The sequence below is a fragment of the Streptomyces actinomycinicus genome (genome assembly GCF_016741775.1).
Taxonomy (GTDB): Bacteria; Actinomycetota; Actinomycetes; order Streptomycetales; family Streptomycetaceae; genus Streptomyces; species Streptomyces actinomycinicus.
Map to the genome: position 1 here is coordinate 269,570 of NZ_JAERRK010000002.1, position 17,862 is coordinate 287,431.

Consider the following 17,862-nt stretch of genomic DNA (forward strand, 5'->3'; position numbering starts at 1 on the left):
GGCTGCCCGCGGCCACGCCGGCATGGCCGTCCGCGCTCGCGTCGGGTGCGGTGTCCGGGGCCTCGGCGGCATGACCGTCCGCGGAGGCATGGGCAGCACCGTCCGCGGAGGCGGTGGGGACGGTGGCCCCGGAGGGGGTGGGCGCGGTGGCCGTGGAGACGCCGGCGACGACGTCGAGCAGCTGTTCACGGTCCACTACGCCGAGGCACTTGCCGTGGTCCATGATCCGCGCGGGGGCGCCGGCTCGGGCCACCGCCTCGATGGCCTCGGCGACCGTGGCCTCCGGGCGGACCGCCGGGCCGGTTTCCGCGTCCTCGGGGGTCCGCGGGCGCATGGCCGTACGGCAGGTCATCACCTGTTCGCGCGGGACGTCCCGGACGAACTCGCGGACGTAGTCGTCGGCCGGGGAGCCGACGATCTCCTCGGGGGTGCCCAGCTGGACCACGCGGCCGTCGCGCATCAGGGCGATGCGGTCGCCGAGTTTCAGGGCCTCGGTGAGGTCGTGGGTGATGAAGACCATCGTGCGGCCCTCCTCGCTGTGCAGGCGGGCCACCTCGTCCTGCATGTCGCGGCGGATGAGCGGGTCGAGGGCGCTGAACGGTTCGTCGAAGAGGAGGACCTCCGGGTCCACGGCCAGGGCCCTGGCCAGGCCGACCCGCTGGCGCTGGCCGCCGGAGAGCTGTTCGGGCCGGCGCTTCTCCATGCCCTCCAGACCGACCTTGGCGACGAACTCGGCGGCGCGCTCGCGGCGTTCGGACTTGCCGACGCCCTGGATCTCCAGGCCGTAGGCGACGTTGTCGAGGACCGTGCGGTGCGGGAGCAGGCCGAAGTGCTGGAACACCATCGCGGCACGGTGCCGGCGCAGTTCGCGCAGGCGGCCGCCGTCCATCGCGCGGACGTCCTCGCCGTCGATGCAGATCGTGCCCGCGGTCGGCTCGATCAGCCGGGTCAGGCAGCGGACCAGGGTGGACTTGCCGGAGCCGGACAGGCCCATGACGACGAAGACCTCGCCCTTGCGGACGTCGAAGGAGACGTCCCGGACGGCCGCCGTGCAGCCGGTGCGGGCGCGCAGGTCGGCCGGGTCGAGCGCACTGAGTTCCGGGTCGCCCGGGATGCGGTCGGCCTTGGGGCCGAAGACCTTCCAGAGGCCGGACACCGAGAAGACGGGCTCGGTCGTGGTGGGCGGCTTACGAGTGGGAACGGTGAGAGTCATCGAAGACCACCTCCGATAAGGTCGACGGCCTTCTCCCCGACCATGAGGACCCCGATCATCGGGTTCACGGCGGTCATGGTCGGGAAGACGGACGCGTCGGCGATGCGGATGCCGTCGAGACCGCGGATCCTCAGCTCCGGGTCGACCACGGCGAGTTCGTCGTCGGCGGCGCCCATCTTGCAGGTGCCGGCCGGGTGGTAGACGGTGTGCGCGACCTTGCGGGCGTACTCGCTCAGCTCGGCGTCGCCGAGTACCTCAGGGCCGGGGCACACCTCGCGCTTGAGCCAGCCGGCCAGCGGCTCGGACTTCGCGATCTCGCGGGCGATGCGGATGCCGTCGACCAGGGTCCTGGCGTCGTAGTCGTCCTCGTCGGTGAAGTACCGGAAGTCGAGGGCGGGCTTCACGGACGGGTCGGCGCTGGTCAGGTAGAGGCGCCCGCGCGACTTCGGCTTGGGGATGTTGGGGGTCATCGAGACGCCGTACTGCGGGCGTTCGTAGCCGAGGCGCTCCGGGTTGTCCGTGAACGGGATCTGGTAGAAGTGGAACATCAGGTCGGGGCCCGCGTGGCCGGGGTCGCGGCGCACGAACAGGCCGGCGTCGGAGTCCATCGCGGAGTTCTCCGGGATCGGGCCGTTCGTCTCCCAGACGATGACCGACTCGGGGTGGTCGAGCAGGTTCTCGCCGACGCCGGGCAGGTCGTGGACGACGGGGATGCCGAGCGCCTCGAGGTCCTCGCGCGGGCCGATGCCCGAGTGCAGCAGCAGCCGCGGGGAGTCGACGGCGCCGGCGCACAGGACGACCTCGTTGCGGGCCCGTACCAGCAGTTCCTCGCCGTCCTTGGTGCGTACGTGCACGCCCTGCGCGCGGGTGCCGTCCAGCTCCAGCCTGTGCGCCCAGGTCTCCAGGAAGACGGTCAGGTTCGGGCGCTCGTCCATCACCGGGTGGAGGTAGGCGACGGAGGCGGAGGAACGCTTGTTGTTCTCGGGGTGGTAGGCCAGGTCGAAGAAACCGACGCCTTCGGTGAAGGGCTTGCGGTTGAAGCCCTCGACCCGGGGTACCCCGAGTGCCGACTGGGCGGCGTCGACGAAGTCGCGGGCGATGGCGTTCCGGTCCTTCTCGTCGACCGGGACGATGTTGTTCTTCAGGCGGGCGAAGTAGGCCTCCATGGGGACGGCGCCCCAGCCCTTGGCGCCGGCGGCCTCCCACTCGTCCCAGTCGGAGGGCAGGGGCTTGAACGAGATGAGGGTGTTGTGCGAGGAGCAGCCGCCGAGGACGCGGGCGCGGCTGTGCCGGATGTGGGAGTTGCCGCGGGGCTGCTCCACCGTGGGGTAGTCGTAGTCGAGTTCGCCGCCGAGCAGGCCCATCCAGCGGCGCAGGGTGAGGACGTCGTCGCGGTCGACGTCGCTGGGACCGCCCTCGATGACGGCGACGGTGACGTCCGGGTTCTCGGTGAGGCGGGAGGCGATGACGGAGCCCGCCGTGCCGCCGCCGATGACGACGTAGTCGAATTCGTGGGTGTGGCCGGGCATGGGGTGGTTACTCCTGGGGGGTGGGTGGACGTACGAGGTGCGTCAACTGGTTCGCCGGCGGGGCGTGTGGGGGTTCAGCCGGCGAACCAGCGGACCGGCTTCGGCGCGAGGTTCTCGTAGACGTGCTTGGTCTCGCGGTACTCGGCGAGTCCGGCGGGGCCCAGTTCGCGGCCGGTGCCGCTGCGGCCGAAGCCGCCCCACTCCGCCTGCGGCAGATACGGGTGGAAGTCGTTGATCCAGACGGTGCCGTGGCGCAGCCGGGCCGCGACCCGGCGGGCCCGTGCGGTGTCCGCGCTCCAGACGGCGCCCGCGAGGCCGTACTCGGTGTCGTTGGCGAGGAACACCGCCTCGTCCTCGGTGCGGAAGGTCTCGACGGTGAGGACCGGGCCGAAGACCTCCTCGCGGACGACCTTCATCTCGCGGTGGCAGGCGTCCAGGACGGTCGGCTCGTAGAACCAGCCGGTCTCCGGGCGGGTCGGCGAGGGTGCCGGCCGCTTGCCGCCGCAGCGCAGCACCGCGCCCTCCTCCAGCGCGGAGGCGACGTACGCCTCGACCTTGGCGCGCTGCTGCTCGGAGACGAGCGGGCCGCACTCGACGCCCTCCTCGGTGCCCCGGCCGAGGCGGATGCGGCCGGCGCGGCGGGCGAGTTCGGTGACGAAGCGCTCGCTGACGGACTCCTCGACGATGAGCCGGGCGCCCGCCGAGCAGACCTGGCCGCTGTGGATGAAGGCCGCGTTGAGGGCCTGGTCGACGGCCGTGTCGAAGCCTTCCTCGGTGGCGCAGGCGTCGGCGAAGACGACGTTGGGGTTCTTGCCGCCGAGTTCGAGGGCGACCTTCTTGACGGTGGGCGCGGCGGCCTGGGCGACCTTGGTGCCGCTGACCAGGCCGCCGGTGAAGGAGACCAGGTCGACGCCGGGGTGTTCGGCGAGCCGGGCGCCGACGGTGTGGCCGGGGCCGGTGACGAGGTTGGCGACACCGGCGGGCAGCCCGGCCTCCGTGAGCAGCTCGATCAGCGCGATGGTGGTCATCGGGGTGATCTCGCTGGGCTTGAGCACGAAGGTGTTGCCGGCCGCGAGGGCCGGGGCGATCTTCCAACTGGCCTGGAGCAGCGGGTAGTTCCACGGGGTGATCAGGGCGCAGACGCCGACCGGCTCGTGCACGACCACGCTGTGGACGGCGGGCGAGCCCGCGTCGACCACCCGGCCCGGGGCCTCGGCGGCCACCAGGTCGGCGAAGTAGCGGAAGGCGTCGGCGACACAGTCGATGTCGATGCGGCCCTCCTCGGCGGTCTTGCCCGCGTCCCGGCTCTCCAGCAGGCCGAGTTCCGCACGGTCGCGTACGAGGAGGTCGGCGACGCGGCGCAGCAGGGCGGCGCGCTCGGCGGCCGGGGTGCCCGGCCAGGGGCCGTGGTCGAAGGCGTGCCGGGCGGCGGCCACCGCACGCTCGGCGTCCTTCTCGTCACCCTCCGCCACCACGGCGAACGGCCGGGCGTCCGCGGGGTCGAGGATCTCCCGGGTCGCACCGGAGATCGCCGTCAGCCACTCACCGCCCGCATGGATGGTCGCCTGGGCCTGTCGTTCCGTTCTGTCCGCCATGATCGGTGTTGCCTTCCGTTCCTGATCCGTGCCCCTCTGTGACACGGGTGTCCCACTCAGGGGCCGTGGCCGCCTGCCCCGGCCGCGCGCATTGCATGCGCAATCGATGAGCGAAAGTGCGCGGCGTCACTGAAAATGCGGTCGAAAACGGACAAAAGTACGCTGTAAGGGGGTGCTTGGGGCGATCACGGAGGTGCCGGATGGCCGGAAGATCGCGGATCTGTGCGGTGGCGAGCGCGGCACTGCTGTTCTCGCCGGCCCTGACCACGGCGGCCGCGGCGGACGACGGCGACGGCCCGGACGCCCAGGCGCTCGCCGAGGAGGCCCAGCGCAATGCCGAGGACGCCGACTCGCTCCGCCTGGAGCTGGAGGACCGGGCCGCGGCCGACAAGAGATCGGAGCCCAAGTCCATGGACCTGACGCTGGACCGTCAGGGCAACTGTGTCGGCGCCCTCGCGTTCGGCGCCGACGGTGGCACCAGCGAGTTCGTCAAGCAGGGCGACGAGGTGTGGATGAAGGGCGACAGGGCCTACTGGAAGGCCCAGGATCCGGACGGCGGGACCGAGACGGCCGATCTTCTCCAGGACCGCTACGTCCACGGCACCACGGACGAGAAGGAGTTCAAGGACTTCGAGGACGTCTGCGACCTGAGGGCGTTCCAGAAGGACTTGGCCGTCGACTCGTTCGACAGGACGCCGACGAAGGGCGAGGCGACCACGCTCGACGACGTGGCCGTGATCCCGGTACGGGGTGAGATGGACGGCGTCGCAACCACCTTGTACATCACCTCGGACGCCCCGCACCTGCTGGTCGAGTCCGTCCAGAAGGGCGACGGAACGGACGAGACGTCGACATTCTCGGACTACGACGAGCCCGTACCGTCCGCCACCCCCGCCCCTGACCAGTCGGTGGACCTCTCGGATCTGGACCGCGAGAGCGAGAACCGGTGAACCGGCTCTAGCCGCAAGCCGGCCCCTGGAGCATCAGCTCCCGTACGCAGCCGCGCAGCCAGGCGTGGGCCGGGTCGGCGTCGTGGCGCGGATGCCAGGCGAACCCCACCCGCACCACGGGAAGCCGGAGCGGGACCTCGAAGGTGACCAGGCCGAGCGTCTCGGCCAGCGAGCGGCCCCACCGGCTGATCAGCCCTACCAGGTCCGTCTCACGCAGCACGAAGAGTGAGGCGGGATACGTGCCGACGCTGCCCACCACCCGGCGCTCCAGACCGAGCCCGGCGAGTGCGTCGTCGACCGGACCGCGCAGCCTGCCGCGCCGCGAGACGATGAGGTGACCCGCCTCCCGGGCGAACCGCTCCGCCGTCAGCTCCCCCGTGAGCAGCGGGTGTCCGGCCCGTACGACGCCCAGCATGCGGTCCTCGTAGACGGTCTCCAGATGCACCTCGGGCGCGGTCGTGTCGATCACGCCGACCTCCAGATCGGCGGTCCCCTGGCGCAGGAACGGGGCGTCGACATGGCTCTCGGACAGGAACCGCAGCCGGATGCCGGGCGCCTCGCGGGCGGCGCGGGCGAAGAGGGCCGCGGCGTGGGAGGCGGCCATGGCGTCGTGACCGAGGACCGTGAAGGTGCGGGTGACCGTGCGCAGGTCGGTGTCCCGGCCCGGCGCGAACAGGGCACGGGCCCGCTCCACCACCGCACTGACCTCGGCGCGTACGGCCAGGGCGTGCGGGGTCGGCACCATCCGGCGGCCGGCCCGCACCAGCACCGGATCGCCGAGCGCCTTGCGGATGCGGCCGAGGGTGCGGCTCATGGCCGGCTCGGACAGGTGCAGCCGGTGCGCGGCGCCCTGCACGCTCTGCTCCTCCAGCAGCACGTCCAACGCGACCAGCAGATTCAGGTCCAGGCCGGTGGATTGCGTCATACGCAGGTATCCCTTGCGAAGGTTGCACTGGAGTCAAGGACACCGCCGAGCCTACGGTGGAAGCGCATCCCACACCACCAGCTCCCGGGAGGAGCCGTGCCCGCGCACGCCTTGAAACGCCCGACCCTGCTGACCCTGTGCGCCTGTGTCCTGGTCGCGCAGAGCATGGTCGCCGCCGTCAACCTGCTGATCCCCCAGCTGAGTTCGTCCGGCCTGCATCCCTCGCGCACCGAACTGCTGTGGACCGTCGACGCGTACGTCATCGTCTTCGCGGGCCTGCTGATCCCGGCGGGCGCGCTCGGCGACCGGCTCGGCCGCAAGGGCGCGCTGCTCACCGGCCTGGCGCTGTTCGCCGCCGGCGCCGCGACCAGCGCGCTCGCCCCCGGCCCGGCCCTGCTGATCACGGGCCGCGGCCTCTCCGGCGCCGGGGCGGCGCTGATCACCCCGGCGACGATGTCCATCCTGGTGCATCTGGCCGGCCCCGAGCGCCGCGCCCAGGCGCTGGCGTCCTGGACACTGGCCATCGGGCTGGGCGGCATGGCGGGCAACCTCGGCGGCGGTCTGGCCGGCCAGTTCCTGTCCTGGCGTGCGCTGTTCGCCGCCATGGTGCCGCTCACGGCCGTACTCGCCGCCGCCGTGGCGGTGACCACCCCGCGCACGGACCGCTCCGCCCGCAACAACCCGGACCCGGTCGGCACGCTGCTGCTCACCGCGGGCCTGGTCGCCCTGTTGTTCGGCATCATCGAGGGTCCCGGCCACGGCTGGACCTCGGTACGCATCCTCGGCGCGTTCGGGGCGGGCGCCCTGCTGGTGGCCGCGTTCACCGTGCACGCCCTGCGGTCGCGCTCCCCGCTGTTCGACCCGCGTGTCTTCCGCGCCGCCGAGCTGCGCGCCTCGACACTGGGTCTCGCGACGGGCTTCTTCGGCCTGTTCGCCCTGTTCTTCGTCAACTCGCAGTACCTGCAGGACGTCAAGGGCTTCGCACCGGCGGTCACCGGCGTCGCGATCGTGCCGCTGATCGTCGGCATGGCCCTGGTCCCCAAGTTCGCGGCCCGCTGGTCGGCGCGCCCGCGCCCGGTCGTCGGCACCGGGCTCGCGCTGATCGGGATGGGCCTGCTGGCCGCGTCCACGGCGGACGCGCACACGCCGTACCCGCTGTACGCCTGCTGGCTGCTGGTCATCTCGGTGGGCGCCGGTCTGTCCATGCCGGCGCTCACCCTGGGCGTGGTCGTGTCCCTTCCCCCGCACCAGGCGGGGCTCGGTTCGGGACTCGGCACCTCGGCCCGGGAGACCGGCGCGGCCCTCGGCGTCGCCGTCGCCGGCACGGCCCTGGCGGGGCACAGCGACTTCGCCGGCGGGATGGCGCCGGCGCTGCGGGTGGTCGGGGTGACGGTGCTGGTGGCGACGGCCGTGGTCGTCATGGGCCACCGGGGCTCCCGCCGCTCGTCCTGGGCGGCTTCGGGGACGGCGGCGGCTGCGGCGGGGGAGACGTCGGGGACGGCTGCGGCTGCGGCAGGAGCGGAGGTGGCCGAGGAGCCGGTGGCCTGAGGGCCGGGGCGGCACCCCTGACACGACGAAGCCCCTCCCGCGTACTGCGGAAGGGGCTTCGTTCACGGAGCGCCGGGCAGGCCTTGCACCTGCATCTCCCCGCAGGAAGCGGGGCGTCTTTCCTTGGACCACCAACGCATCACTGGCGCCGGTTTCCCGGCGGCCGGTGCGTGATCAACTATAGCGCACCGGCGCCGGGTCACACCACGTCAGATCAGATGAGGCCGAGGCCGCGGACCGCGTCGCGCTCCTCCTCGAGCTCCTTGACGGAGGCGTCGATGCGGGCGCGCGAGAACTCGTTGACGTCCAGGCCCTGGACGATCTCGTACTTGCCGTCCTTGCAGGTGACCGGGAAGGAGGAGATCAGGCCCTCCGGGACGCCGTAGGAGCCGTCCGACGGGATGCCCATGGAGGTCCAGTCACCCTCGGCGGTGCCGTTGACCCAGGTGTGGACGTGGTCGATGGCGGCGTTGGCGGCGGAGGCGGCCGACGAGGCGCCACGGGCCTCGATGATCGCGGCACCGCGCTTGGCGACGGTCGGGATGAAGTTCTCGGCCAGCCACTTCTCGTCGTTGACGACCTCGGCGGCGTTCTTGCCCGCGACCGTGGCGTGGAAGATGTCCGGGTACTGCGTGGCGGAGTGGTTGCCCCAGATGGTCAGGCGCTTGATGTCGGCGACCGTGGAGCCCGTCTTCTTCGCGAGCTGGGTCAGCGCGCGGTTGTGGTCAAGGCGGGTCATCGCGGTGAAGCGCTCGGCCGGGACGTCCGGCGCGGCGGCCTGCGCGATGAGCGCGTTGGTGTTGGCCGGGTTGCCGACGACGAGCACCTTGATGTCGTCCGCGGCGTGGTCGTTGATGGCCTTGCCCTGCGGCTTGAAGATGCCGCCGTTGGCCTCCAGCAGGTCACCGCGCTCCATGCCCTTGGTGCGCGGACGGGCGCCGACGAGGAGGGCGACGTTGGCGCCGTCGAAGGCGACGTTCGGGTCGTCGCTGATCTCGATGCCCTGGAGCAGCGGGAAGGCGCAGTCGTCCAGCTCCATGGCCGTGCCCTCGGCGGCCTTGAGCGCCGGGGTGATCTCCAGCAGGCGCAGCTTGACCGGCACGTCCGCGCCGAGCAGCTGGCCGGAGGCGATGCGGAAGAGCAGGGCGTAACCGATCTGGCCGGCCGCGCCGGTGACGGTGACGTTCACGGGAGTGCGGGTCATGGCGTTCTCCGTATGACAGCTGGCGGTGGGGCGTCCCTGCCCCGGGCGGATGATCGATCTCTTGGCGTCAAGAGAGATCCAGCGGTCAGGCTATCGCGCATCCGGCATGCGAGACGTCCGGGGCCCTGTGGCTCACCCCACAAGGCGATCAACCGGTCGTACCGCCCGGGGGAGACGCCGGTCGTACCGCCCGGGGACCGGCCCGGGCGTACCGCTTCGGGGGCGGCCGCGCGTACCGCTCGATGCCGGCCGGGCGTACCGCTCGGGGCCGGCCGGGAGTACCACTTCGGGGGCGGCCGGTCGAAGCACCCGGGAGGGGCGTCGGGACGGAAAGGCGGCCGTCCGTCCGGGAGAGGTGGGACGGGGACGGCCGCCGGTGGGGGCCGGTGTACCGGACTCCCGTGGGGGTACCGTTCGCGTGCCCGGGATCCGGCGGGCCATGCGTCCTGGGCCGGAATTTCCCCCTCCCGTGTTTCCGGGCGCCGTGCTCGCGGGCGCCGTGCTCGCGGGCGCCGTGTTCGCGGGCGCGTGGTCGCGGGCGCCGTGTTTCTGCCTGTTGCGTTCCCGCGTGCTAGCTCGTGCAGCCCGTCCGTCCCGAGGCGAGGGTGGCGCAGGCCCTGGCGTCGGCCGGGTCCCGCACGGCGACCATCGGGGTGTAGCCGATGGTGTCCCCGGCCGAGGTGATGTCGCCGGAATGCCGGGTCTTGCCCGCGGTGACCCGCACGGTGTCACCGGGACCGCCCCCGGTGATCCGGCCCCAGGCCGCGCCGCACGTTCTGCTGTAGCGGACCTCCAGGACGGTGGTGCCGAGGGTGACGGACTTGGCGGTGGTCACCAGATCGCCGCTGCACCCCATGGCCTCGGCGTCCTTGCCGGTGCAGGCGGAGCCGCTGCACTTGACGCCCGGGGGCAGGCTCATCCGGCTGTGGGCCGACGGGGAGGGCGACTTGGCGGCGCCCGCGTTCTTGTGGCCGTCGCCGTTGCGGTGGGTGAAGAAAAAGACGCCGGCGATGAGGACGAGCACGCCGAAGAGGCCCGCGAAGAACATGGTCACCTGCTGCCGGCGCGCGGACCAGCGGGGCGCCGGAGCCGGCTGCGGGTCCGCGGGGGGCGCGCCGTGGGGGCCGGCCGGGGTGCTTTGCGGCATACGACTGGAAGGGATGCCCGCGGTGCCGTTCGGCGCGCCGACGGATCCGGCCGGGGGGCCCGCGGCCCCGGAAGGGGCGCCTGGTCCGGCCGGGGTGCCCGCCCCCCATGGGGCGCCTGCACGTCCGGCCGGGGTGACACCGGACCCGGAAGGGGTGTCTGCACGTCCGGCCGGGGTGACACCGGACCCGGAAGGGGTGTCTGCACGTCCGGCCGGGGTGACGGTGGCATTCGCCGCCGTGCTGCCCGGGCCGGTCGCTGCCGCGGGGCCGTCCGGGCGGGTCGGGGTGCGGGTGCCCGGCCGGGCGCTGGCCCGGGACGGGCCCCGGTACCCGGCGAGCCCCCACGAGTTCTTGACGGCCGGTGCGTCGTCGCCGTCCGCCGGGCCGCCCGCGGCGTCCTCACGGGCGTCCGCGTCCTCGGGTGCCGGCTGCGCGGGGATCGTCGGCGAGACACCCGCGGGACCGGCGATCCCCGGCACCGCGGCGCCACCCGCCGCCTTGCCGGCGCCCTTGCCGGCGCCCTTGCCCGCGTCCCTGTGGCCGGGCGCGCCGCCGGCCGTCCCGGCGGTCCTCGTCCCGGACGAGCGCCCCGACGACCCGGACGAGTCACCCGACGGCCCGCCGGCCTCGTCCGCGGCCGGTCCCCCGGCGGGCTCGGTCGTCGTTCCGAGGTCTCCGAGCGCCGCGCGGGCCTCGGCGATCCGCATCGCCTCCATGGTGCTGTCGTGCCGCATCTCCGCCCGGCTCCAGGCGCGTTCGGCCAGCTCCCAAAGGGTGACCAGGTGGACGGAGTGGTTGCCGGTGGCCTCGGCGAGCGCGATGACCGCTCCCTTGGGCGCGAGGAGCCGGCCGTCCAGGTACCGCTCCCAGGACGTCCTGCTGTACCCCGTGCGGTCGGCCAGGACCGCGACGCTCAGGCCGCTGCGGTCCAGGAGCCGCCGCAGTTGCCCGGTGAACTCCTTGATCTGCGGGTCCAGATCCTCCGGCAAGGCTTTCCAACGAGGCATGCCTTCCCCCTCTTCCCACCGGTCGTGCTGTCGATCTCGCGCTCGGCCCCCCGGTCCGGTCCGCGTTCCGGTACCCGTCCTGGCCACCCTCAGGGATGCGCTGACCAAGGATCCCAGTTCCCGGGGCCGAACGCACGCGAGCGTCGCCCCCGTACCGGTGCGTGCGGTCAGCCGCCCGGGGTCACCAGCCCCGTCTCGTACGCCGGCACCACCGCCTGTGCCCGGCTGCCCAGGTCGAGCTTGGTCATCGTGCGGTCGAGGTGGGTCTGCACGGTGGCCTCGCTGATGTAGAGGCGGTCGGCGATCTCCGGGTTGGACAGGCTGCGGGCGGTGAGTTGCGCGGGCGTCGAGTTCCGGCCAGCCCTGCGCGCTCGACTCCTGCCCCAGCAGGACGGCCACCACGGCCATGGCCACCGCGATCAGCGCGTCCACGGCGATCGGGCGGGGGGCCTCGGTCGCATCGCCGCAGGGTGACGCGCCTGCCCCGGAGCGGAGTCAACCCGGCGCGGCACCACGGAAGTTGCAGAGGTACGGCGGCTACCGCCCAGGGTGGCACGGCAGTTCGGCCCGGGGTGGGAGGCGGTGCGTGGCCGGCGGCCGTAGCGTCGGGGACGGGGATACGGCGGTGGCCCGCGTCCCCGGGGGAGGCGCGGGCCACCTGCCGTATCCGTGCGCTACTTGGCGAGCGTGAAGTGCAGGAAGTCCTTCAGGAACGGGATCTGCAGCCACGGTTTGGGCTGGACCATCATCGCCAGCAGGACGATCGCCAGCCCGAGGATGCCGTAGGTGGCGATGTCCGTGAAGCGGGAGCGGACGGCGAGCATGCCGACGCTCGGCAGCGCCCAGCGTATGACCGCGCCGGCCAGCAGGGCGGCGCCGATCAGCAGGGTGCCGACGCGGAACGCGTCGAGCGCGGTCAGCAGCAGGCCGAGCGCGACCGTCGACAGCACGACGAGCAGGGGCCACTGGCGGGCGGGTGCCGGGGCGTCGCCGGGCGCGGCCCGGCCGCCGCCCTCGGGGCGTGCGGTGTCCTTGGTGAACAGCGGGAAGCGGCGGGTGACGCGGCGCGGGCGCCCCTGCGAGTCGGGGGCGCTGATCGCGTCGCGCACGGTCGGTTCCGTGTGCCCGCGGGCGTCGTCAGCCGGCACTGCGCTCCGCCGCCTCGACCACGTTGACCAGCAGCTGGGCCCGGGTCATCGGGCCGACCCCGCCGGGGTTGGGAGAGATCCAGCCGGCCACCTCGGTCACGTCCGGGTGGACGTCGCCGACGATCTTGCCCTCGGCGTTGCGGGAGACACCGACGTCCAGGACGGCCGCGCCCGGCTTGACGTCCTCGGCGCCGATCAGGTGCGGGGAGCCGGCCGCCGCGACGATGATGTCGGCGCGCTTGAGGTGGGCCGAGAGGTCACGGGTGCCGGTGTGGCACTGGGTGACGGTGGCGTTCTCGCTGCGCCGGGTGAGCAGCAGCGGCATGGGGCGGCCGATGGTGACACCGCGGCCGACGACCACGACCTCGGCGCCCTTGATCTCCACGCCGTGCGCGCGCAGCAGGCTGAGGATGCCGTTGGGGGTGCAGGGCAGCGGGGCCGGCTCGTTCAGCACCAGGCGGCCGAGGTTCATCGGGTGCAGGCCGTCGGCGTCCTTGGCCGGGTCCATCAGTTCCAGGATGCGGTTCTCGTCGATGCCCTTGGGCAGCGGCAGCTGAACGATGTAGCCGGTGCAGGCCGGGTCCTCGTTCAGCTCGCGGACGACCGCCTCGATCTCCTCCTGGGTGGCCGTCGCCGGCAGCTCGCGCTGGATGGAGGCGATGCCCACCTGGGCACAGTCGCGGTGCTTGCCGGCGACGTACTTCTGGCTGCCGGGGTCGTCCCCGACCAGGATCGTGCCGAGGCCGGGCGTGACGCCCTTCTCCTTCAGCGCCGCCACGCGGGCGGTCAGATCGGACTTGATCGCGGCTGCGGTGGCCTTGCCATCGAGAATCTGGGCGGTCATGGGTCCCATCCTCGCGGATGACCGGGTCCCGGTTCCAATCCGGGTGTCACGGCATGATCAGTGATGTTGCACTTGCACAACACCTTGGGCCTCCGGCTGGACAAGTAAGAGCGTGTTAAAGAACGATGAGCACCACAGTGCCGCGGGCAGTGCCGGGGGGACGGACCGCATCTGTAGAACTCTCCTCCGAACCGTGCCGCGCGTCGTCCCCGCACTTGAGCAAACGACGGAGGAAGACCGCCATGAGCTTTGGCGACCCGAACAACCCCTACGGCCCTCCGCAGGGCCAGCAGCCCACGGCGGCTCCCGGCTACGGCCACCCGCAGCCGCCCGGGGTTCCGCCGCAGGGCTACGGCTACCCACAGCAGCCGGCCTACCCCGGTTACCCGGGCGGCAACGCGATCGCTCAGACGATGCCCGGCCTGGTGACCACCGCGCGGGTCCTGCTCTACATCGTGGCCGCCGCACAGATCCTCATCGGCATCTTCGCCCTGCTCGGCGCCGCGACGCTCAACGACGCGTCCAACGCGAGCGAGGACACCTTCGGCAGCAACGGCTTCGCCGACCTCGGGCACGACGGTGCCGGCATCATCTTCGTCGTCGCGCTGCTCTTCCTCGGGCTCGCCGCGCTGTCGATCACGCTGGGTGTGAAGTTCTCCAAGGGCGGCCAGGGCATCCGCATCACGACCATGGTCTACGGCCTTCTGGGGGCTCTCTTCGGCGTCCTGATCCTCATCAACTCCGCCAACATCGGCTCCAGCGCCGGTCTGGTGTGGGCCCTCATGTGGATCGGCTTCGGCGGCGTGATGGCCGCGGCGATGATCGTCTCGTCCGGTGCGGCCTGGTTCAACCGCCCGCGCTACTGAGCACCACCACCGACCACCCCCCGGCTGCGCCCCTCTCTCGACAGAGGAGCGCAGCCCGGTCGGCTTCTCCCGTAACGATGCGTCACCGTGCCATCGACCGATGATCACAGGCCAGCCTTGGCTGATAACTCACCGCAATCACCTGGTCACTTGACGCACATGACTGGCCAATGGTTGGCTCCTCCCGCCATCACCTTGACCAAGAGATGGCCTACGGCTGATGACCAACGGCCGTGGAGCAGGACTGGGGAGCCTACGCCCAATGCGGACCTCCCCCGGCAAAAACGGGAGACTCACACTTGAACACCTCATCGCGACGCAGGGTCCGCAACGGCATTCTGGCCGGGACGTCCATACTCACCGCGGTCGCCATGCTTTCCGTCGCATCGCCCGCCCTGGCCGACACAGAGGGCAACACGGCTGCGCAGGCCGCCGCCTCAGTGGTGGAACGAGCCACCGGCACCGGTGACCTGGCTCCGTCGAGCGCCGCGCCGGAAAGCGCGGCCCGCGCCGTCACCAGCTCCGAGTCGAGCGCCGTGACAGTCACCGCGCCCACTGATTCGAGCGGTTACGTGGAGTCCACCGCAGCCGACGGCACCTCTCTCCGTCTCCACCTGCCCGAGACCCGGAAGGTCACCGGCGTCAAGGCCGGTGCGGGCACCGTCGTCTACGCGAACGCGGCCCGGTCGACCGACATCGCGGTGCAGCCGATCGCGGACGGCGGAGCACGCGCCCTCGTCGCGCTCAAGGACAGCACCGCTCCGGGCGAGTACCGCTTCGACCTGGACCTGCCTTCCGGCACCGAACTCATCGCGGACGGCCAGGGCGGGTACCTGATCACCAAGGAGGGGAGCCAGGGCGCGACCGTACTGGGTTCCATAGCCGCGCCCTGGGCGAAGGACGCCGACGGAAAGGCGGTCCCGACCGCCTACCGGATCGAGGGCCGTTCGATCGTGCAGACGGTGACGACCACCGACAGCACGGCCTTCCCCGTGGTCGCCGACCCGACGGTCAGCTACGGCTGGAACATCTACATCAAGTTCAACAAGAACGAGGTCAAGCGCCTCAACAACAAGGTGCAGTACGCCGACTCCGCGGTAGTGCTTTGTGGTCTGCTCATCAACCCGGTGGCCGCTGTCGGCTGCGCCGGGATCAGCGGCGCGGTCATCAAGAGGATCCAGCGCGTGTGGCAGTACGCCGCAGACCACAAGCGCTGCGTGGAACTCTCGATCACGTACACCGGTTTCTTCAACGACATCAAGCACTACAAGTGCTGAGGCCCGCCTCGGCTGCACCGGATCCTTCGCGGCCCGACCCGCACCGCCCACGGTACTGAGCCGGCAACTCACCGTATCTCTCAGGGCCGTGTGCCGTCCGCCCGGACGGGACACGGCCCGGTGTGTTTTCGGGGGCGGATCTGGGTGGGGCGGATCACCGGTCAGGTCACCGGTACTGGCCGGTCACCGGTACTGGTCGGTCACCGGTCGCACCGGTCGCCGCACCCGTCACTCACTGGTCCAAGTACGCCAGCACCGCGAGGACGCGGCGGTTGTCGCCGTCCGTCGGGACGAGGCCCAGCTTGGTGAAGATGTTGCCGATGTGTTTGGCGACGGCCTTCTCGGTGACGAACAGGGCCTGGGCGATACCGGCGTTGGAGCGGCCCTGGGCGACGAGCTCCAGCACCTCGCGTTCGCGTCCGGAGAGACTGCCGACGGACTCGTCGCGCTCCTTGCGGACCAGCAGCCGGGAGACGACCTCAGGGTCCATGACCGTGCCGCCCGCGGCCACCCGCGCGATGGAGTCCAGGAACTGGGCGCCGTCGGTGACGCGGTCCTTGAGCATGTAGCCGACGCCCCGGCCACCGCCGGCGAGCAGCTCACGGGCGTAGAGGGGTTCGACGTACTGGGAGAGCAGGAGGACCGGCAGGTCCGGGTTCTCGCGGCGCGCGGCCAGGACGGCGCGCAGGCCCTCGTCGGTGAAGCCCGGCGGGAGCCGGACGTCGACGACGGCGACGTCCGGCTGTTCCCGGTCCAGCGCTTCACGCAGCCCGGTGCCGTTGTCCACGGCCGCCACCACGTCGTGGCCGTAGGCCCCGAGCAGCCGGATCAGCCCGTCTCTCAGGAGGAAGTGGTCTTCGGCGAGGACAATGCGCACGGGATCTCCATCGTCACCTTCGTGGGTCCGCCCACCGGACTGCTCACGGCCAGCACGCCGTCGAAGGTGGCGAGCCGGCGCTCGATGCCCCGCAGGCCGGTGCCGCGGGAGGCGTCGGCGCCGCCCTGCCCGTCGTCGGTGACGGTGATGCGGAGCGCGCCGCGATCGTAACCAAGGTCGATCCGGGCCCGGTCGGCGCCCGCATGCTTGGCGACGTTGGTGAGGATCTCGGAGACCGCGAAGTAGGCGGCGGACTCGACGGGCATACCGGGCCGGCCCGGCAGGCCGGCCCGGACCTCGGTGCGCACCGGGCAGGTCATGGCCAACGCCCGTACGGCGTCGGCGAGTCCGCGGTCGGCGAGGACCGGCGGGTGGATGCCGCGGACCAGGTCACGCAGTTCCCGCAGGGCGGCGGAGGAGGACTGGCGGGCCTCGATCAGCAGGGCGCGTACGGCCTCGGGGTCGGTCTCCAGCAGGTGCTCGGCCGCGTTCAGGGTCATCCCCATGGCGACCAGGCGGGCCTGTGCGCCGTCGTGCAGGTCCCGCTCGATCCGGCGTATCTCGGCCATCTGCGTGTCCACCGCGTCGGAACGGGTCGCGGCCAGGTGCCGGATCCGGCCGGCCATCAGCTCGCTGTCGCCCGGCGCGAGCATCGCCCTGGTGTACAGGGCGTGCCGGCGCACCAGGCGCGGGGCCGCCCACAGGGCCAGCGGCAGCTGCAGCAGGCCCAGTACACCCGCGAGCACGGCCGTGACCTGCCCCTCGATCGGGATGAACTGATACCACAGGCCGTCCCATTCGGTGGACAGCGCGACCCCGAAGAACGCGAGGAAGACGCCCCAGACACCGCTGAGGACCAGCGCGAGCGGGAGGAAGGCGAGGAGCCCGCCGGCGACCGGGTCCGTCAGCACCCAGACGTACTCCCGCCGGGTCTGCGGGTCGCTCATGATCCAGCGGTACCGGGCGACGGCACCGGAGGCCTTCGCGGGCGCCGGCGGCAGCGGTCCGGGCGGGCCGGGGATCTCCACCCCCGCCCAGCGGCGGGCGAGTTCCCGCTGCCGCGCGGCCAGGCCGCGTACGCCCTCCATGGCCCGCGGCACCATGCCGAGGCCAGGACCGACCAGGCCGATCGCACCGGACACGGCCAGGGAACGGCCGAAGGCCGCCGCCGACATCCCGCACAGCGTCACGGCCCGGCGCAGGCCGGTCAGTCCGGCGGACACCGAGAATCCTCTGATCGCGTCGATCTCGTCGGTCACGTCGATCGCGTCGGTCACGTCGATCGCGTCGATCGCGTCGATCGCGTCGATCGCGTCCGGCGGGCGGATCCCGCCGAGCCCCGTCCCACGGTCGTCCATACGGCTCGTTCCCCCTCCTGGCCCCGCTCCGCCTCGCGCGGCGCCGGCGCCCCACCTCTGCCCGGGCCGATCGGCCCGCCCCTCATTGTGGCTGGTCAGGGGCGGCGAAAGCGGTAGTGAAAACTCCCCTCTTGGACGCGGGGAGCGGGGAACTTCCGGGAGGCGGGGGCGTGTTCGGCCGGGCGGCCGGAGCGGACAGTCGAGAGCCGTACGGATACACGTACTCCCACCCGTCCGCCGAAACGCGTGGCCCCGGCCGTCTCCTGACACACGTGGTCCCGGCCGTCCACACAAGCGCGTGGTCCCGGCCGTCCACACAAGCGCGTGGTCCCGGCCGTCTGTCGACGGGCGGGACCACGGGGGCGGCGGTTCG

The 17,862-nt window shown here is 72.2% G+C and carries 13 protein-coding genes and 2 pseudogenes; 4 read left to right on the plus strand and 11 right to left on the minus strand.

Features of this window, described 5'->3' with window-relative positions; translation table 11 throughout:
- Positions 1-43: 43 nt before the first annotated feature.
- The 3 genes and pseudogenes from JK359_RS05260 to JK359_RS05270 form a co-directional block, all read right to left on the minus strand.
- Positions 44-1,213, minus strand: a pseudogene (locus JK359_RS05260) (quaternary amine ABC transporter ATP-binding protein); the annotation flags it as partial.
- Positions 1,210-2,742 carry a GMC family oxidoreductase gene (locus JK359_RS05265; RefSeq protein WP_201832099.1) on the minus strand — a complete coding sequence of 511 codons (1,533 nt, stop codon included), beginning with the start codon at positions 2,740-2,742 and terminating at the stop codon, positions 1,210-1,212. The pseudogene JK359_RS05260 and the gene JK359_RS05265, both read right to left, overlap by 4 nt.
- 74 nt (positions 2,743-2,816) lie before the next feature.
- Complete coding sequence (locus JK359_RS05270) at positions 2,817-4,337, minus strand: aldehyde dehydrogenase family protein (RefSeq protein WP_201832101.1); 1,521 nt, start codon at positions 4,335-4,337, stop codon at positions 2,817-2,819.
- 200 nt (positions 4,338-4,537) lie between these two features.
- On the opposite strand from JK359_RS05270, the gene JK359_RS05275 reads away from it, so the two are divergent.
- Entirely contained in the window at positions 4,538-5,287 is a 750-nt protein-coding gene (locus JK359_RS05275; protein ID WP_201832103.1) for a hypothetical protein, read from the plus strand.
- Positions 5,288-5,294: 7 nt separating this feature from the next.
- On the opposite strand, the gene JK359_RS05280 is transcribed toward JK359_RS05275, so the two are convergent.
- Positions 5,295-6,212 carry a LysR family transcriptional regulator gene (locus tag JK359_RS05280; protein WP_201832105.1) on the minus strand — a complete coding sequence of 306 codons (918 nt, stop codon included), beginning with the start codon at positions 6,210-6,212 and terminating at the stop codon, positions 5,295-5,297.
- Positions 6,213-6,308: 96 nt separating this feature from the next.
- Between JK359_RS05280 and JK359_RS05285 the strand changes: the two genes are divergently transcribed.
- Entirely contained in the window at positions 6,309-7,760 is a 1,452-nt protein-coding gene (locus JK359_RS05285) for an MFS transporter (protein ID WP_201832107.1), read from the plus strand.
- A gap of 214 nt (positions 7,761-7,974) precedes the next feature.
- On the opposite strand, the gene JK359_RS05290 is transcribed toward JK359_RS05285, so the two are convergent.
- From JK359_RS05290 to JK359_RS05310, 5 genes and pseudogenes are all read right to left on the minus strand, one after another.
- Complete coding sequence (locus JK359_RS05290; protein ID WP_201832109.1) at positions 7,975-8,964, minus strand: malate dehydrogenase; 990 nt, start codon at positions 8,962-8,964, stop codon at positions 7,975-7,977.
- A 571-nt stretch (positions 8,965-9,535) separates the two neighbouring features.
- Positions 9,536-11,119: a helix-turn-helix domain-containing protein gene (locus JK359_RS05295; protein WP_201832111.1), complete on the minus strand. Its 1,584-nt coding sequence runs from the start codon at positions 11,117-11,119 to the stop codon at positions 9,536-9,538.
- Positions 11,120-11,286: 167 nt separating this feature from the next.
- Positions 11,287-11,457, minus strand: a pseudogene (locus JK359_RS05300) (response regulator transcription factor); the annotation flags it as partial.
- 336 nt (positions 11,458-11,793) lie between these two features.
- Positions 11,794-12,267 (minus strand): DUF3017 domain-containing protein, encoded by a 474-nt coding sequence (locus JK359_RS05305; RefSeq protein ID WP_201832113.1) that lies wholly within the window; start codon positions 12,265-12,267, stop codon positions 11,794-11,796.
- A complete protein-coding gene (locus JK359_RS05310) occupies positions 12,257-13,111 on the minus strand; it encodes a bifunctional methylenetetrahydrofolate dehydrogenase/methenyltetrahydrofolate cyclohydrolase (protein WP_201832115.1) in 855 nt (284 codons plus the stop codon). Before JK359_RS05310 ends, JK359_RS05305 begins: the two co-directional genes overlap by 11 nt.
- A gap of 242 nt (positions 13,112-13,353) precedes the next feature.
- Between JK359_RS05310 and JK359_RS05315 the strand changes: the two genes are divergently transcribed.
- Entirely contained in the window at positions 13,354-13,977 is a 624-nt protein-coding gene (locus JK359_RS05315; RefSeq protein WP_201832116.1) for a hypothetical protein, read from the plus strand.
- 371 nt (positions 13,978-14,348) lie between these two features.
- Positions 14,349-15,254: a hypothetical protein gene (locus JK359_RS05320; RefSeq protein ID WP_201832118.1), complete on the plus strand. Its 906-nt coding sequence runs from the start codon at positions 14,349-14,351 to the stop codon at positions 15,252-15,254.
- A gap of 232 nt (positions 15,255-15,486) precedes the next feature.
- Here the strand turns inward: JK359_RS05320 and JK359_RS05325 are convergent, their stop codons facing one another.
- The gene (locus JK359_RS05325) at positions 15,487-16,131 is read right to left on the minus strand and encodes a LuxR C-terminal-related transcriptional regulator (RefSeq protein ID WP_201832120.1); all 645 of its coding nucleotides are present in this window, start codon (positions 16,129-16,131) and stop codon (positions 15,487-15,489) included.
- On the minus strand, positions 16,095-17,489 hold the full coding sequence (locus JK359_RS05330) for a sensor histidine kinase (protein WP_236677316.1): 1,395 nt from the start codon (positions 17,487-17,489) through the stop codon (positions 16,095-16,097). The genes JK359_RS05325 and JK359_RS05330 overlap by 37 nt, the downstream gene beginning before the upstream one ends.
- Between the last annotated feature and the right edge of the window lie 373 nt (positions 17,490-17,862).

Bases quoted from the DNA above. Each gene is read 5' to 3' on its own strand.
- JK359_RS05265 (WP_201832099.1), bottom strand. From the start codon at position 2,742: ATGCCCGGCCACACCCACGAATTCGACTACGTCGTCATCGGCGGCGGC.
- JK359_RS05270 (WP_201832101.1), bottom strand. From the start codon at position 4,337: ATGGCGGACAGAACGGAACGACAGGCCCAGGCGACCATCCATGCGGGC.
- JK359_RS05315 (WP_201832116.1), top strand. From the start codon at position 13,354: ATGAGCTTTGGCGACCCGAACAACCCCTACGGCCCTCCGCAGGGCCAG.
- JK359_RS05290 (WP_201832109.1), bottom strand. From the start codon at position 8,964: ATGACCCGCACTCCCGTGAACGTCACCGTCACCGGCGCGGCCGGCCAG.
- JK359_RS05320 (WP_201832118.1), top strand. From the start codon at position 14,349: ATGCTTTCCGTCGCATCGCCCGCCCTGGCCGACACAGAGGGCAACACG.
- JK359_RS05295 (WP_201832111.1), bottom strand. From the start codon at position 11,119: ATGCCTCGTTGGAAAGCCTTGCCGGAGGATCTGGACCCGCAGATCAAG.
- JK359_RS05280 (WP_201832105.1), bottom strand. From the start codon at position 6,212: ATGACGCAATCCACCGGCCTGGACCTGAATCTGCTGGTCGCGTTGGAC.
- JK359_RS05275 (WP_201832103.1), top strand. From the start codon at position 4,538: ATGGCCGGAAGATCGCGGATCTGTGCGGTGGCGAGCGCGGCACTGCTG.
- JK359_RS05310 (WP_201832115.1), bottom strand. From the start codon at position 13,111: ATGACCGCCCAGATTCTCGATGGCAAGGCCACCGCAGCCGCGATCAAG.
- JK359_RS05330 (WP_236677316.1), bottom strand. From the start codon at position 17,489: ATGGACGACCGTGGGACGGGGCTCGGCGGGATCCGCCCGCCGGACGCG.